This window comes from Amycolatopsis sp. VC5-11, from assembly GCF_037034185.1.
Lineage (GTDB): Bacteria > Actinomycetota > Actinomycetes > Mycobacteriales > Pseudonocardiaceae > Amycolatopsis > Amycolatopsis nivea.
The window spans coordinates 87,466-102,282 of record NZ_JBAGKF010000013.1; the positions used below are offsets into that span (position 1 = coordinate 87,466).

Annotated in this window: 15 protein-coding genes; 6 read left to right on the forward strand and 9 right to left on the reverse strand. The window is 71.4% G+C overall.

Annotated features, from left to right (window positions below):
- Positions 1–51: 51 nt before the first annotated feature.
- Genes WA670_RS31235 through WA670_RS31245 form a run of 3 tightly spaced genes read left to right on the forward strand, consistent with a single transcriptional unit; the run spans position 52 to position 4,083 of the window.
- Positions 52–1,653 (forward strand): amidohydrolase, encoded by a 1,602-nt coding sequence (locus tag WA670_RS31235; RefSeq protein WP_336159700.1) that lies wholly within the window; start codon positions 52–54, stop codon positions 1,651–1,653.
- 10 nt (positions 1,654–1,663) lie between these two features.
- A complete protein-coding gene (gene lnt / locus WA670_RS31240; RefSeq protein WP_134728292.1) occupies positions 1,664–3,292 on the forward strand; it encodes an apolipoprotein N-acyltransferase in 1,629 nt (542 codons plus the stop codon).
- A gap of 23 nt (positions 3,293–3,315) precedes the next feature.
- Positions 3,316–4,083: a polyprenol monophosphomannose synthase gene (locus WA670_RS31245; RefSeq protein WP_037806192.1), complete on the forward strand. Its 768-nt coding sequence runs from the start codon at positions 3,316–3,318 to the stop codon at positions 4,081–4,083.
- 7 nt (positions 4,084–4,090) lie between these two features.
- On the opposite strand, the gene WA670_RS31250 is transcribed toward WA670_RS31245, so the two are convergent.
- The 3 genes from WA670_RS31250 to WA670_RS31260 form a co-directional block, all read right to left on the reverse strand.
- Positions 4,091–5,173 (reverse strand): SRPBCC domain-containing protein, encoded by a 1,083-nt coding sequence (locus tag WA670_RS31250; RefSeq protein ID WP_336159701.1) that lies wholly within the window; start codon positions 5,171–5,173, stop codon positions 4,091–4,093.
- On the reverse strand, positions 5,170–5,514 hold the full coding sequence (locus tag WA670_RS31255) for an ArsR/SmtB family transcription factor (protein WP_037806190.1): 345 nt from the start codon (positions 5,512–5,514) through the stop codon (positions 5,170–5,172). Before WA670_RS31255 ends, WA670_RS31250 begins: the two co-directional genes overlap by 4 nt.
- Positions 5,515–6,016: 502 nt before the next feature.
- Complete coding sequence (locus WA670_RS31260; RefSeq protein ID WP_336159702.1) at positions 6,017–6,493, reverse strand: winged helix-turn-helix transcriptional regulator; 477 nt, start codon at positions 6,491–6,493, stop codon at positions 6,017–6,019.
- 49 nt (positions 6,494–6,542) lie between these two features.
- Between WA670_RS31260 and WA670_RS31265 the strand changes: the two genes are divergently transcribed.
- On the forward strand, positions 6,543–7,715 hold the full coding sequence (locus WA670_RS31265; protein ID WP_336159703.1) for an MFS transporter: 1,173 nt from the start codon (positions 6,543–6,545) through the stop codon (positions 7,713–7,715).
- Here WA670_RS31265 and WA670_RS31270 read toward each other — a convergent pair.
- Complete coding sequence (locus WA670_RS31270; RefSeq protein WP_238606408.1) at positions 7,675–8,559, reverse strand: LysR family transcriptional regulator; 885 nt, start codon at positions 8,557–8,559, stop codon at positions 7,675–7,677. The two genes, WA670_RS31265 and WA670_RS31270, sit on opposite strands and share 41 nt — an antisense overlap.
- Before the next feature lie 117 nt (positions 8,560–8,676).
- Between WA670_RS31270 and WA670_RS31275 the strand changes: the two genes are divergently transcribed.
- Positions 8,677–9,165, forward strand: coding sequence for a cupin domain-containing protein (locus WA670_RS31275; protein WP_336159704.1), 489 nt, complete (start codon positions 8,677–8,679; stop codon positions 9,163–9,165).
- A 129-nt stretch (positions 9,166–9,294) separates the two neighbouring features.
- Here WA670_RS31275 and WA670_RS31280 read toward each other — a convergent pair whose 3' ends face one another.
- The 3 genes from WA670_RS31280 to WA670_RS31290 all read right to left on the reverse strand — a co-directional run bounded on the left by WA670_RS31280 (position 9,295) and on the right by WA670_RS31290 (position 12,053).
- On the reverse strand, positions 9,295–9,642 hold the full coding sequence (locus WA670_RS31280) for an RNA polymerase-binding protein RbpA (RefSeq protein WP_009078445.1): 348 nt from the start codon (positions 9,640–9,642) through the stop codon (positions 9,295–9,297).
- Between the two features lie 226 nt (positions 9,643–9,868).
- Positions 9,869–10,630 carry a thymidine kinase gene (locus WA670_RS31285; RefSeq protein WP_037806185.1) on the reverse strand — a complete coding sequence of 254 codons (762 nt, stop codon included), beginning with the start codon at positions 10,628–10,630 and terminating at the stop codon, positions 9,869–9,871.
- 22 nt (positions 10,631–10,652) lie between these two features.
- A complete protein-coding gene (locus tag WA670_RS31290; RefSeq protein WP_037806184.1) occupies positions 10,653–12,053 on the reverse strand; it encodes an MFS transporter in 1,401 nt (466 codons plus the stop codon).
- Between the two features lie 250 nt (positions 12,054–12,303).
- On the opposite strand from WA670_RS31290, the gene WA670_RS31295 reads away from it, so the two are divergent.
- Positions 12,304–13,008 carry a transglycosylase family protein gene (locus WA670_RS31295; RefSeq protein WP_336159705.1) on the forward strand — a complete coding sequence of 235 codons (705 nt, stop codon included), beginning with the start codon at positions 12,304–12,306 and terminating at the stop codon, positions 13,006–13,008.
- On the opposite strand, the gene WA670_RS31300 is transcribed toward WA670_RS31295, so the two are convergent.
- On the reverse strand, positions 12,941–13,939 hold the full coding sequence (locus WA670_RS31300) for a helix-turn-helix transcriptional regulator (protein ID WP_336159706.1): 999 nt from the start codon (positions 13,937–13,939) through the stop codon (positions 12,941–12,943). The genes WA670_RS31295 and WA670_RS31300 overlap by 68 nt on opposite strands.
- Before the next feature lie 40 nt (positions 13,940–13,979).
- On the reverse strand, positions 13,980–14,756 hold the full coding sequence (locus WA670_RS31305; RefSeq protein ID WP_037806670.1) for a glycerophosphodiester phosphodiesterase family protein: 777 nt from the start codon (positions 14,754–14,756) through the stop codon (positions 13,980–13,982).
- Positions 14,757–14,817: the final 61 nt, after the last annotated feature.

Consider the following 14,817-nt stretch of genomic DNA (forward strand, 5'->3'; position numbering starts at 1 on the left):
CACGATGACCCGGTCTGCCCTGCTCGGGGGACCAGGCGGGAGACTCGGGGAGTGAACGACAGCACCACGCTCCTGCTCGGCGGCCGCGTCTACACCCCGTCCTCGCCCGACGCGACCGCGATGGCGGTTTCCGGCGGCACCGTGGTGTGGGTCGGCCAGGACGCGCCTGCCCGCGCGCTGCACCCGGACGCCGAGGTCGTCGACCTGGGCGGGGCGTTCGTCGCGCCGGCGTTCGTGGACGCGCACGTACACGCCACCTCGACGGGCCTGCACCTGACCGGTCTCGACCTGACCGCCGTCCGCAGCTCCGCCGAACTCCTCGCCGCGGTGCGCGACGCCGTCGTTCCCGGGCAGGTCCTGCTCGCGCACGGCTGGGACGAGTCGTCCTGGACCGAGCAGCGGCTGCCGAGCCGCGCCGAGCTGGACGACGCCGCCGGGGACACGCCCGTCTACCTGAGCCGGGTCGACGTCCACTCCGCGCTGGTCTCGAGCGCGCTCGCGAAACTCGCGCCGGGCGTCGAGTCCAAGGCGGGATGGTCCGCCGACGGCCCGCTCACCCGCGACGCCCACCACCTCGTCCGCGGAGCCGCCCGCGACGCGATCACCCGAGCGCAGCGGCAGGCCGCCCAGCGCGCGTTCCTGACGACGGCTGCCGCGCGCGGGATCGTCTCGGTGCACGAATGCGCGGGTCCGGACATCTCCGGCGAGGAGGACTTCGCCGACCTCCTCGCGCTGGCCGGCCCGACGCTGCCCGAGGTCGTCGGCTACTGGGGCCAGCTGAACGGCCTCGGCACCGCCCGCCGCCTGGGCGCGCACGGCGTAGCCGGAGACCTCTTCGTGGACGGCGCGCTCGGCTCCCGCACCGCGGCCCTCACCTCGCCGTACTCCGACGAGCCCGGCACCTCCGGCTCCCTCTACGCCGACGCCGGGGTCATCGCCGACCATCTCGTGGCCTGCACCGAAGCCGGGCTGCAGGCGGGCTTCCACGTCATCGGCGACGCCGCCGTCGGCGAGGTGGTCGAAGGGTTCCGGCTCGCCGAGAAGCAGGTCGGCCAGCGTCCCCTCGCGGCGCGGCACCACCGGGTCGAGCACCTGGAGATGGTCACCGCGGAGCAGGCGCGCGCACTCGCCGGATGGGGCGTCGTCGCGTCCGTGCAGCCGCTCTTCGACGAAGCCTGGGGCGGCACCTCCGGCATGTACTCCGAACGGCTCGGCGACCGGGCGGCAGCGCTGAACCCCTTCGCCCAGCTCGCCGCTGAGGGAGTCATGCTCGCCTTCGGCAGCGACGCCCCGGTGTGCGCGGTCGACCCGTGGGCTTCCGTACGCGCGGCCGTGCACCATCACACGCCCGAAGCGCGCCTGTCCGCCCGCGCCGCGTTCACCGCCCACACGCGCGCCGGACACCGCGCGGCGGGCGTCAACGACGGCGTGACCGGCAGCCTCGTCCCGGGCGCGCCCGCGCACTACGCGATCTGGGACGCGGCCGACCTCGTCGTCGCCACCGCCGACAGCCGAGTGCAGCGCTGGTCCACCGATCCGCGTTCGGGCGTGCCGCCGCTGCCGAGGCTGGAGCCGGGCACTCCGCTGCCGCGCTGCCTGCGCACGGTCCGCGGCGGCACGGTCATCTACGACGAGTTCACACCGGCCGCTTAGAGTTCCGGGTGTGGCAGTGAGCGTGGCGGACGCCGATTCGGGCGTTCCGCACAAGACCAAGCGAAAGCGGGCGTGGAAGCCCTGGCTGGCGCGCGTCGCGGCGACGGCGGCGACCGGCTACGGCTACTACCTCAGCTTCGCGCCGCGCCCGCTGTGGTGGCTGGCCCCGATCGCGTTCGCCGCGTTCGCGCTGCTCCTTCGCGGACGGTCGTTCCGCGGCGCGTTCGGGTACGGCTTCGTGTTCGGCATGGCGTTCTTCGTGCCGCTGCTGGTGTGGCTGCAGGACTTCCTCGGCCGCGACTTCGGGCCGCTGCCGTGGCTGGCGCTGTCGTTCGCGCTGTCGCTCTACTTCGGACTCGCCGGATGGCTGATCCGGGTCGTGGCGCGGCTGCCGCTGGCGCCGCTGTGGGGCGCGCTGGTGTTCGTCGCGCTGGAGACGCCGCGCACGTGGTTCCCGTTCGGCGGGTTCCCGTGGGGCCGGGTCGCGTTCAGCCAGCCCGAGGGCGCGTTCCTGTCGCTCGCGTCGGTCGGCGGCGCGCCGCTGGTCGGTTTCGCCGTCGTGCTCACCGGTTTCGGTCTCGCCGCGGTGCTCGGCAGGCTCTGGCGCACGCGCAAAGCCTGGGACCGCGCACTGGTCTGGCCCGCCGTGTTCACCGTCCTTCCCGCCGCGGCCGGGCTCGCGGTGTGGCCGACGATCGGCACCGAGGCCCAGGACGGCTCGCTCACCGTCGGCTCCGTGCAGGGCAACGCGCCGGACATCGGCCTGGCTCTGCAGGGCCAGCGCGGGGTGCTGCGCGCCAACGCCCTCGCCGAGAGCGCGCGGCTGCTGCAGAAAGTCCAATCAGGACAGGCGCCGAAGCCGGATCTGCTGCTGTGGCCGGAAACCTCGACCCCGCTCGACGGCGACGACCCGGGCGTCGACCAGGTGGTGTCGGCGTTCGGGGCCCCGGCGATCATCGGCGCGCTCGTGCGCACCCCGGACGGGGCGGCGGAGAACTCCGCGGTCGTCTGGGACCCGAACACCGGGCCGGGGCAGCGGTACGTCAAACAGGATCTGGTGCCCTTCGGCGAGTACGTGCCCGCGCGCGCCGTCGCGCGGCTGGTGACGCCGTTCATCGACGACACCCGCGACATGCGTCCCGGCGACGGCTCCAACGCCGCCCTGTCGGTCGCGGGCACCAAGATCGGCGTGTTCATCTGCTACGAATCGGCCTTCGACGGCCCCGCTCGCGACGCGACCGACGCGGGCGGCGAACTGCTCGTCGTGCCGACCAACAACGCGTGGTACGGGCCGGGGGAGATGAGCTACCAGCAGCTGGCGATGGCGCGGCTGCGCGCGGTCGAGCACGGGCGCGCGGTGGTGGTGTCGGCGGTGTCCGGGGTGAGCGCGCTGGTCGCCCCGGACGGGACGATCACCAGCTCGACCGGGCTTTTCACGGCGGATGCCCTGGTCGGGCGCGTGCCGCTGCGCACGCAGACTACGCTGTCGGATCGAATCGGTGCGTGGACGGAGTACGGACTGCTGGCGTTGGCGATCGCGGGTGTCGCCGGCGGGTTCGTGCTCCGTTTTCGCACCCGGCGCGGCGAGGCAGCGACGGCCGCGAAGACGGGGACCACAGCAGGGGAAGCGGCGGGCTGACTCGCCGGATGCGGAGGAGACGGATGGCGCAGGCGCCGCGGGGGGCCGAAACGATCGAACCGGTGCTGGTGGTGATCCCGACCTACAACGAGCGGGACAACCTCGGCCCGGTGCTGGACCGGCTCCACAAGGCACTCCCGGACGTCGACGTGCTCGTCGTCGACGACGGCAGCCCGGACGGCACCGGCGAGCTGGCCGACGAGCGCGCGGCCGCGGACAAGCGGGTGCACGTGCTGCACCGCACCGCGAAGGAAGGCCTCGGCAAGGCCTACATCGCCGGGTTCCATTGGGGGATGGAGCGCGGCTACGCGACGTTCGTGGAGATGGACGCCGACGGTTCGCACGCGCCGGAGGACCTGCCGCGGCTGCTGGACGCGGTCGGCGACGCGGACCTGTCGATCGGGTCGCGGTACGTGCCCGGCGGCAGCACGGTGAACTGGCCGCTGCGCCGGACGCTGCTCTCGCGCGGGGCGAACCTGTACTCGCGGATCGCGCTGGGGATCAAGGTCGCGGACATGACCGCCGGGTTCCGCGCGTACCGGCGCCCGGTGCTGGAGAAGCTGGCGCTGAACGAGGTCGCCTCGCACGGCTACTGCTTCCAGATCGACCTCACGCGCCGCACCGCGGACGCCGGGTTCGACATCGTCGAGGTGCCGATCACCTTCACCGACCGGGAGATCGGCGTGTCGAAGATGAGCGGCGGCATCATGTCCGAGGCGTTCTTCCGGGTCGCGGAGTGGGGCGTGCAGCGCCGCCTGGCCCAGCTGAAGAAGCTGCTGGGCCGGGGCTGAGCGGCGGCTACTTCAGGACGCGGTAGGTGAGGTGTTCGGCGCCCGGCGTCGACACCGCACCGAGCGGCTCCAGCCGCACCGGCCCGGGATTTCCCTGGGGGAACAACGGGGTTCCGCCGCCGAGGACGATCGGCGCGAGGTGGATCCGCAGCACGTCCGCCAGTCCGGCGTACAGGACCTGCGACGCGATCGACCCGCCGCCCATCACGACGACGTCCTTGTCGCCCGAGGCCGCGCGCGCCTGCTCGACCGCCTGCTCGACGCCGTCGGTGACGAACCGGAACCGCTCGCCGAGGCGCACCTCGCGGGGCCGTGCGTGGGTGACGACGAAGACCGGCGGGGCGACGGTCTGGTCTTCGTCGTAGCCGTAGCCGATCTCGTCGTTCCAGCCCTGCGGCCCGTCGACGACGTCGAAGGTGCTGCGGCCCATCACCACGGCTCCGGTTTCGGTGAACGACCGGTGCAGGATCTCCGAATCGCGCGGCGTCGGCTCGGACACCCAGGCGTGCAGCGGTTCGCCGCCGACGCCGAGACCGTGTTCGGGATCGGCTCCTGGCCCGGTGACGTAGCCGTCCAGCGACATCGAGATGTCCACGACCACCCGGCTCGTGCCTGGCTGCTCCGCGTCGCGCGCGAGTTCGCCGAGCCGGTCCATCGAATCGCGGATCCCGCGTTCCATCCCGCTCGCGACCATGGCGTCGCGGGCCTCGACGCTCGGGAACACCGACCGGGCTCGCAGCCGCGTCCGGCCGTCGAGTTCCTCGAAGATCAGGGTCTCCAGGCTGACCTGGCCGGGCGCGCCCTCGTACTCGAAAGTCTGCACTATCCGCTCGGCTCTCTCCACGGAATGGAAGACGCCGCGGAAGAGGTGCTCGCTGCCGTCGGTATCGACATGCGCGTAGCGGTACGCCCCGCCGGAATGCGGGTCGAACTCGAGGAGCCGCATCTCGACGTCGCGCGGACCGAGCCAGCGGGTGATCAGGTCGGGGTCGGTGTAGGCGCGGAAGAGCCGCGCGGGCGTCGCGTCGAACTCGCGGACGACCTCGACGAACGGGCTGCCGGGCTGGGCGGTGATGGTGGTCGGGTTCATCGGTCCTGCTCCTTGGTCTCTTCGAGAAGGCTGTCGAGGCGGCGGAACTCGCGTTCGCGGGTGAGCCGGTAGGTGTCGATCCAGCTGGTCAGCTCTTCGAGAGCGGCGGCGTTGAGGTGGCACGGGCGGCGCTGGCCGTCGCGGCTGCGCGTGATGAGCCCCGCCGCCTCCAGCACCTGGACGTGCCGCGACACGGCTTGCTTCGTCACCGGAAACGGCTCGGCCAGCTCGTTCACCGTCGCCTCGCCGCGCGACAGCCGGGCGATCAACGCGCGCCGGATGGGGTCGCCCAACGCGGTGAAGGCCCGGTCCAGCCGGTCCTCGACGTTGTCAACGGACATCTTTATCAACCGATCTCTTTATCAAGCAGTACGTTGACAATAAGTCCGTTGCGGCACCGGGTCAAGGGGTCTGGCGGTCCGTGCGGGACCTCTGAGGGAATCTGGTTCCGATACCAAGGGGCTTAAGGCGACATTGCCGGGGGCAGCCGAGGCGCGGTGCCCGCATCGACGGGCTGGTCGGGGTCGGCGGTCGCCGGGAGCGGCAGCAGGACGCTCCCGAAAGTCCTTGACGGACGCCAAGTCCCCATGCCGGCAACGTCAGCCGCGTCGATTCGGCTGGCCGACCGTCCACAAGAGACACAACAGCCGTCGAAACGCCCGCTTTCCGGCTGCATATCGGTTTCTCAAGGTACGTGAGGGCCTCCCTGAGGGAATCAGATTCCCTCAGGGAGGCCCTCACGTACCGCCAGGCGCCCGCCAACACCCGCTGAGCACCTCCGAACTGGGCAGACCCGCCTCGGCTGCCCCGACGCAACGCAGCCTTAAGTTCCTGACAGGGGATTCAGCTCTTGCGCACCGAGGTCGTCTCGACGTCGACCGCCTCGCCGTTCGCGGCGACCGGCACGAGCAGTGGGATCGGCTGCCCGGCGTTGTCGACCAGCACGGAGTGGTCTTCGCCGGGGGAGAAGGCGTGCCGCTCGCCCCACTGCCGGAGCGCGACGACGACGGTGAACAGGTCGCGGCCGGCCGGCGTGAGCGAGTAGACCTGCCGTTTGCCGGATTCCGCGGTCTGCCGGTCGAGGACGCCACGTTCGACCAGGCGGCGCAGCCGGTCGGTGAGGATGTTGCGGGCGATGCCGGTGCGCTGCTGGAAGTCGGTGAACGCCCGCGCGCCGTCCATCGCGTCGCGGACGATCAGCAGGCTCCACCGGTCGCCGACGAGGTCGAGGGTGCGGGCCACCGGACACGACGGGTCGGTCCAGGCCGGGGTGCCGTCCACGCTCGCGCGCCTCCTTGATGGGTTGCTCTTTGAAACCATTCTGCCGTACGGTGCGATTAGTTGCAATTCGCTACTGATTGGGGGACTCATGGGCCTGACCACGGGCCGCCGGACGGTGTTCGCCGCGGTGTGCGCGGTCGCCGTCGCGAGCATTTACGCCGCTCAGCCGGTGCTGGCCGAGATCGGCGCGGACCTGGGCGTGCCGGACGCCGGCCTGGGCTGGATCGTCGCCGCCGGACAGCTCGGCTACCTCGCCGGTCTCGCCGCGCTCGTCCCGCTGGGCGACCTCGTCGACCGGCGCACACTCATCGCCGCGCACCTGCTGCTGACCGCCGTCGGAGCCGGAGTGGCCGCCGCAGCAAGCCAAACCTGGCTGCTGCTGGCAAGTCTGGTGCTCGCGGGACTGTTCGCGGTGGTCGTGCAGACGACGGTCGCCTACGCCGCCGCACTGTCCACTCCGGACGAACGCGGCCGCACTCTCGGCGTCGTGACGTCCGGGGTCGTCATCGGCATTCTCGGCGCCCGCGTCGCCGCCGGAGCACTGGCCGAACTGTGGGGGTGGCGCAGCGTCTACGTCGCTCTCGCGGTGCTGCTGGTGGCGCTCGCCGGTCTCGTGCTGAAGACGATGCCGCCGGATCCGCGCCGCGCCGACACGACGTATCGGCAGGTGTTGAGCTCGCTCGGCGGGCTGTTCCGGGAACCGCTGTTCCTCTCGCGGGGGTTGATCGCGTTCTTCCTGTTCGCGTCGTTCGGCGCGCTGTGGAGCGGTCTGTCGCTGCCGCTCGCCGCGGACCCGTGGAACCTGAGCACCGCGCAGATCGGCCTGTTCGGACTCGTCGGCTTGGCAGGCGCGCTCGGGGCCGCCCGCGCCGGACGCTGGGCCGACCGGGGACGCGCGAGCCTGGTCACCGGCGGAGCGCTGGTCCTGCTGGCGGTGTCCTGGCTCGCGGTCGGGCAGCCGTCGCTGTGGTTGCTGGGGCTGGGCGTGCTGGTGCTCGATTTCGCTGTGCAGGCAGTGCATGTCAGCAATCAGCACCTGCTCACCGCGGCGCATCCGGACCGCACCAGCAGCGTCATCGGCGGGTACATGATCTTCTACTCGCTCGGCTCCGCACTGGGCGCGACCGCGACGACCACCGCGTTCGCCGCGGCGGGCTGGACCGGCTCCGCCGTGCTGGGCGCGGCGTTCGCCGCGTTCGCGTTCGCGGTGTGGGCCTGGGCTAGGGCCGGTGATCGGCGGCTGTCGACGCGAACGCCTTGACCAGCGCGGTTTCCCCGGCGCTGCGCCACATCAGCCCCCACCGGGCAGGCGGGGTGTCGCGGAAGGGCACGAACGCGATGCCCGGCCGGGCGAAGTACTCCGCGGCGTGCGCGGCGAGCGGGCAGATCCCTTCGCCCGCGCCGATGACCAGAAGAAGTTCCTGAAACGTGCGATAGGCGCGCCCGCGGGCGATCGGAACGCCCGCGGGCGTCGTCCACGGCTCGGGCGGCTCCCGCCAGTAGGCGGGCGGCGGGTGCGCGGCGCGCAGGACCGTGTCGCGGCCGAGGTCCTCGAGCGTGACGAACTCCCGGCGCGCGAACGGATGCCCGGACGCGACGGCGAGCACCATCGGCTCGGTGTGCACGACCGGTCCCGTCGTGATCGACGGCTCGGCGACCGGCAGCAGCACCACGGCCAGGTCGGCTTCGCCGGAACGGAGCGTGGCGAGCGGGTCCTCGAACGGAGCCTCGCTGATGTCGACCTCGCAGCCCGGATACCGAGCCCGGAAGGCGGCCGTGACGCTGGAGATCAGATTCGCCACCGCCGGAGCCTCGAAGGCGAGCCGCAGGACGCCTTCGACACCGCGTCCCGCCGCGACCGCGCGCTCGATCCCGGCCAGCAGTTGCCGGTAGGCGGGCCGGATGTCGGCCTCCAGCGTGCGGCCGATCGGGGTCAGGGAGACCCGCCTGCTCGTGCGGTCGAACAACCGGGCCCCGATCCGGCGCTCCATCGTCTTGACCGACTGGCTGACCCGCGCCTGCGACACCCGCAGCCGTTCCGCGGTCCGGCCGAAGTGCAGTTCCTCGGCGAGCGCGAGGAAGACCTCGATGTCCCGGTGTTCCACCCGCGCCTCCGATCGATAACCCAGAGCTTATCAACCGATCCGGACTTCTCCGTTGTTCGCCCAGCTCAGCGCCGGAAAAGTAGACCTTGTCCAGCCCGCTCTGCCCCGGAGGAACCGATGTCGCACCCCACCCTGATCCGCGCCGCCGAGGCCGAAGTCCTGTCGGATGCTCCCGGCAGCCTGATCGCCCTGCTGGCCGACTCCGGCGCCACCGGCAACCGGTTCACCGCCAACCGCGCCACCCTGGACGAGGGCGTCTTCGGCACGCCCGCGCACTTCCACACCCGCGCGACCGAGTTCTTCTACGTCCTCGGCGGCGCCCTGCAGGTCCTGGCCGGCGACGAACTGCACACCCTGGAAACCGGCGATTTCCTCGCGGTGCCGCCGACCGTCCCGCACGCCTTCGGCCCGGCCGCGGGCTCCGGCGCCGACGTCCTGGTGGCCTTCACCCCCGGGATGGACCGCTTCGGCTACTACCGGCTGCTCGACCGCGTCGCCCGCGGCGAGGCGGACCCGAAGGAGATCGCCGCTTCCGCCGAGCAGTACGACAACCACTACGTCGACAGCCCCCGGTGGCGGCAAGCCCGCGCCGACGCGGCGGCCTGATCCGCGCGGCGCGGACCGGCGAGACGCGTGCACCGCCGGAGAGGTGCCGCGGACGCGGAACGGCCCCCGCGGGGGGAGGTCGCGGGGGCCGTTCCTGTTCGGTGGTGGGAGCCAGCTACTGGCCGAGGCTCAAGCGGACCGGCTGGTCCGGCGTCCCTTGAGCTCGGCGAGACGTTCGTTCAGCAGGTCCTCGAGCTCGGGGATGGAGCGGCGCTCCAGCAGCATGTCCCAGTGGGTCCTGGGGGGCTTGACCTTTTTTTGCTCGGGCTGCCCGCCGTCGACGATCTCGGATTCGCTGCCGTGCAGGCGGCACTCCCACACCGTCGGGATCTCGGCGTCGTCGGAGAACGGCACCTCGAACTCGTGGTTCTTGGGGCAGGAGTAGCGCACGGTACGGCGCGGAGCGAGGTCGTGATTGCGGTCGGTCTCGTAGCTGACCGCTCCCAGCCGGCTTCCACGGAGAACACGGTCGGCCATAGTGGGATTCCTTTCAGTCAGCTCCGGGTGGAGCCAGGGTGATGCTCACCCTATGCAACGAACGAGGCGTCCGGGGGATTCCCGGCACGCCATGTCGCTGCTCACGATGAGCTGCGTCACCCGTGGTCTTCAGCTTCCTCCAGAGGGAGTCTTTTCGCCCTCTGACGTGACGCGGATACCGCCTTCTTAGTGCGGATATCCCCCAGTCGGGCTAGTTAGGTTAGCTCTAGGACAACCGTAACTGACCGTGCTGGGCAGCGGCGGGTCCCAGATCCCCCGAGCGGAAGTGGCGACGGCACAGTACCTGATAACGGACCGTGACCGTTTCGGCATCAGACCGTGCTGAAGCTGAAGGTTCAACTACGGAGTGTTCGGTATCTGCCACCACAACGGTGTCTCCGTCACGGAGAATCACGTCGTCGCGGACCCGCGCGTTGAACCGGCCGGGCAGCCCGCACCAGCAGAGCACCTCGACCTGGACCGGCTGGAGCTCGTCGGCGATCTCGAACAGCCGGCCGGCCCCGGGGAACAGCCTGCTGCGGAAATCGGTCGCGATGCCGAAGCAGTAGACGTCGATGCCCGCCTCGTCGGCGAGTTCGGCGAGCTGGTCGACCTGCGCGGGGGAGAGGAACTGCGCCTCGTCCACGATCACGTAGTCCACGTGCTGCCCGCTCGCCCACTGCTCGCGCACCAGATCCCGCAGGTCGGTGCCGGTCGCGACCTCGGTCGCCCGCCGCGCGATGCCGATCCGGCTGGTGATCTGCGGCGCGCCGGACCGGTCGTGGCGGACCAGGACGAGACCGCGCCTGCCCTGGCGCGCGTGGTTGTGGTCGATCTGCAGCGCGAGCGTCGACTTCCCGCAGTCCATCGGGCCGTAGCAGAACTTCAGCCGTCCCCGGGCCGGACCGTTGCGCCGGGCCCCGGCGGGCGGGGCCGCGGAAAGCGCGTCGGTGGGGTCGTCGAGCACAACGTCGTCTGCAGCGGTCACGACGACCGACCCTATCTGGGCCTCACAGCACCTCCGGCGGACGGTTGCCGGCGGCCGCGATCGCGCGCCGCACCGGCACCAGCGCGACGAACACGAAGCCGAGCACGAAGAACACCACGAGCGCGATGATCGCCAGCCGGAACGACCCGGTCGCCTGCCCGACGCCGGCGAACACCAGCGGGCCGAGCCACGACGTGCCCTTCTCGCCGACGACGTAGAGGGAGTAGTACTGCGCGTCCTTCCCGGCCGGGATCATCTGGCTGAACAGCGACCTGGCCAGCGCGTTCGTCCCGCCGAGCACGAGCCCGATGCCGATCGCGACGGCGAAGAACTGCAACGGCTGCCTCGGCTGCACGAAGTACGCCCCGCCCAGCACCACGACCCACAGCACGAGACTGACCAGGATCGTCCGCTTCGCGCCGAGGCGGCGCGCGAGCAGGCCGTGCAGGACGCCGCCCGCGTAGGCGAGGAACTGGATCACCAGGACCGTGACGATCAACACCTCGTCGGAGAACCGCAGCTCGTCCTTCCCGTACTGCGCCGAGACCGTGACGACGGTGTTGATCCCGTCCGCGAAGAGCAGGTAGCTGCCGAGGAAGGCGAGCGTGAGCGGATACGCCTTCGCCTCGCCGAGCGTCTGGCGCAGTTCGCGGAAACCGGCGCGCAGCACCGAGACGCCGCGCGCGGTCGCGGTCGGGACGTGGACGCGGGGGAGCCGGCGCAGGGTCGGGATGGTGAAGAGGGCCCACCAGATCCCCGAGGTCAGGAAGCAGATCCGCACCGCGAGGCCGGTGTCGATGCCGAGGGATTCGCGGCTGAGGTAGAAGGCGAGCTGCAGCGCGAGCGCGAGCCCGCCGCCGAGATAGCCGAACGCCCAGCCCTTGGCCGAAACGTCGTCGCGCTCGTCCGGCGTCGCGATGTCCACCAGGAACGAGTAGTAGACGACCAGCGAACCGCCGTACCCGATGTTGGCGAGGATGAACAGCGCCGCGCCCAGCTGCCAGTCCGAACCGGCCATGAAGAACATCAGCGCCGACGCCACCGCGCCCAGCACGGCGAACCCGCCGAGGATCTTGCGCTTGTTGCGGCTGCGGTCTGCCACCGCGCCCGCGATCGGCAGCACCAGGACTTGCACGATCGTCGCCACCGACAGCAGGTAGCCCCACAGCGAACCGGCGGGGAAGTGGAGGCCGAACAGCGACACGTCGCAGTGGTTGAGCTTGTCGTCCGCCCCGGACGCGTTGAGACAAGCCCTGTCCCCGTTAAGGGTGATGTTCTGCTTCGCGTCCGCGGCCGCGACGGTGCTCATGTACAGCGCCCCGAACACCGTCGTGACCGACGAATAGAACGGCGAGTTGGCCCAGTCGTAGAAGTACCAGCCCCACCGTTCCCGCTTGCTGTCCCGGGTCTCGGCCAGCGTCATCCACGACTCCTCGAATCGGTGCGAATCTCCAGGTCGCGCCGGACATTACTGCCGCGAGGGCGACCGGTACCGCCGAAGGGGGCAAACCGTGTCCGGTTCGTCGCTTCCGGTTTGCGCCACGCCGCGCGGCGGAACGCGCGACACGCCGGGCCGGGCGTGTCGCTGCCGGGATTTCCGGGCGTGTCATGTGAGACTGCTGAGCGTGGTGTGACTCTTGTGGTCGATGGGTCACGTGCTTAGTGTGCGTGGCATGACCAACCGCGTTCGCACTGCCAGACGGGCCGCCGCCAGAGCCTTGCTGCTCGTCGTCGCCGTCCTCGGCATGGAACTCGTCGTCACCGGCGCCGCCTCCGCGGACCCCGCCTCGGGCACCTGGGCCAAGCTCCGCATGTGCGAGTCGAGCGGCCGCTACTCGATCAACACCGGCAACGGCTACTACGGCGCCTACCAGTTCGACCTCCCCACCTGGCGCAGCGTCGGCGGCCAGGGCCGCCCCGACCAGGCCAGCCCCCGCGAGCAGGACTACCGCGCGCTCTACCTGTACCGGATGCGCGGCTGGCAGCCCTGGGAATGCGGCGGCATGCTCGGCTTGTCCAACGACGGCGACGCCCGCAGCAAGCGCGTCCCCGCCTGGGAAGAAGCCGCGTACATCGGCGGCGGCGGACTGCCGACCCCGCCCGCGCCCAAGCCGCAGCCCGCCCCGCCGCCGGGACCGCCCGGCGCGACGCCCGCGTGGCCCGGCCTCGTCTACGCCTACGGCGACTGCGCGCCCGCACTGCGCACGTTCCAGCTGCGGATGAACGCCTTCGGCTACGGCTTCACCGGCACCGGCTGCTACTACGACAAGACCCGCACCGCGGTGCTGGACCTGCAGCGCGCCAACGGCATCAACGACTCGGGCCGGCTGGGTCCGAAGACGTGGAAGGCCGCGTGGGAAGGCAAGGCTCCGCGCTGACCCGCCCCGCTTCCGCGTAGCGCGCGGCGAGCTGCCGGAACGCTTCCTTCAGTTCGGCCGGGCCGACGACCTCGACGTCGGCGTCGACCCGGCCGAACGAGGCGGCCAGCCCGCGCCACGACCAGGCGCCGAGGCTCACCCGGCACCGGTCCGGCCCGAGCGCCTCGATGACGCCGTCGGCCAGGTAGCTCGCCGCTTCCGTCGCCGGGAGCCGCAGGATCACCTCGCCGCGGCAGGGCCATTCGCCGGACAGATCCGTCCCGCGGAACCGCGCGGCCACGAACGCCGCGACATCGGACAGCCCGCGCTCGGCGAACTTCGGCCCCGTGGGCGTGCGCGGCGTGATCCGGTCCGCCCGGAAGATCCGCCAGTCCTCGCGATCGAGATCCCACGCGACCAGATACCAGCGCTGACCCCACGTGACGAGATGATGCGGCTCGACGCGCCGGGGCGGCGTATCCGTTGGCGCGTAATCGAACCGCAGCACCTCCCGGGCGCGCACAGCGGCGCTCAACGCCATGAGCGTGTGCGGATCCGCGCTCGGCGCCGGACGTTCGACGGCGGTGAAGCTCAAGGCGTCCACCCGGTGCCGGAGCCGCGCGGGCATCACTTGCCGCACGGTCTGCAACGCCCGCCTGGCCGCCTCCTCGATCCCCGCCCCGGTCGCCGCCTGCAACGCGATCGCCAGCGCGACCGCCTGGTCGTCGTCGAACAGCAACGGCGGAAGCCGCGCACCGGCATCCAGCCGGTAACCGCCGTCCGGCCCCTTCGTCGTGACGATCGGATAACCGAGCTCCCGCAACCGATCCACGTCCCGGCGCACCGTGCGCGGACTGACCTCCAGCCGCTCGGCCAACAGCGCACCCGGCCAGTCCCGCCGAGCCTGAAGCAACGAGAGCAGCGACAACAGCCGCGCGGAGGTCTTCGGCACGTCCTCGATCCTGCCTCAAGTAGCGGTCAGCTCCTGTCCGCTACTTCCACGCACCCCGCTCCCGCAGCACCTCGCGCAGCAGATCCGGCCGATCCGTCACGATCCCGTGCACGCCGAGGTCCAGCAGCGTCCGCATCTCGTCCGCGTCGTCGATCGTCCACGTGTGCACCTCGAACCCGCGCCGCACCGCCGACTTCACGAACGCCTCGTCGACCACCTTCAACGGCCCCTGCCGCACCGGAACCTGCGCGAGCCAGCCCGCCGAGAACCGGCTGATCTGCAGCAGCGGCACCCAGCCGTTCGCCCACAGCAGGAACGCCGACCGCGGCCCCATCGCGGTCAGCAGTTCCGGCCCGGCCAGCCGCCGCAGCCGAGCCAGCCGGGAGTCCGAAAAGGACGCCGCCGCGACCCGCCCGACCGCACCGGTCCGCTGCAGCGTCCGCACGAACGGGACCACCGCGCTGTCGGCCTTCACGTCGATGTTGAAAAACGCCTCCGGCAGCTCTTCGAGGAGATCCTCCAGCCGCGACAACGGCGCCCGCCCGTCGATCTTGACGTCCTTGAGCTGCGCCCAGGTCTGGGTCGCGATCGCCCCGCGCCCGTCGGTCGTGCGGTCGAGCGTCGCGTCGTGATGGACGACCACCACCCCGTCCGACGTGGCGTGCACGTCGGTCTCGAGATAGCGGTACCCCTCGGCGGCCGCGCGCTGGAACGCCGGCAGCGAGTTCTCCAGCCCCTCCAGGTCGCCGATGTGCCAGCCGCGGTGGGCGAAGGCGCGGGGGAGCGAGTCGGCGAGGTACGGAAACGGTGGGCGCATGGTTCCAGTCTGCGCCATCGGTGTGGCCCCGTCGTGAGAACGTGATGGACAGCTAGAGTCC

Excerpts from the sequence above, each read along its gene's own strand:
- WA670_RS31245 (WP_037806192.1), top strand. The coding sequence starts at position 3,316 with ATGGCGCAGGCGCCGCGGGGGGCCGAAACGATCGAACCGGTGCTGGTG.
- WA670_RS31250 (WP_336159701.1), bottom strand. The coding sequence starts at position 5,173 with ATGAACCCGACCACCATCACCGCCCAGCCCGGCAGCCCGTTCGTCGAG.
- WA670_RS31255 (WP_037806190.1), bottom strand. The coding sequence starts at position 5,514 with ATGTCCGTTGACAACGTCGAGGACCGGCTGGACCGGGCCTTCACCGCG.
- WA670_RS31260 (WP_336159702.1), bottom strand. The coding sequence starts at position 6,493 with ATGGTTTCAAAGAGCAACCCATCAAGGAGGCGCGCGAGCGTGGACGGC.
- WA670_RS31265 (WP_336159703.1), top strand. The coding sequence starts at position 6,543 with ATGGGCCTGACCACGGGCCGCCGGACGGTGTTCGCCGCGGTGTGCGCG.
- WA670_RS31275 (WP_336159704.1), top strand. The coding sequence starts at position 8,677 with ATGTCGCACCCCACCCTGATCCGCGCCGCCGAGGCCGAAGTCCTGTCG.
- WA670_RS31280 (WP_009078445.1), bottom strand. The coding sequence starts at position 9,642 with ATGGCCGACCGTGTTCTCCGTGGAAGCCGGCTGGGAGCGGTCAGCTAC.
- WA670_RS31290 (WP_037806184.1), bottom strand. The coding sequence starts at position 12,053 with ATGACGCTGGCCGAGACCCGGGACAGCAAGCGGGAACGGTGGGGCTGG.
- WA670_RS31295 (WP_336159705.1), top strand. The coding sequence starts at position 12,304 with ATGACCAACCGCGTTCGCACTGCCAGACGGGCCGCCGCCAGAGCCTTG.
- WA670_RS31305 (WP_037806670.1), bottom strand. The coding sequence starts at position 14,756 with ATGCGCCCACCGTTTCCGTACCTCGCCGACTCGCTCCCCCGCGCCTTC.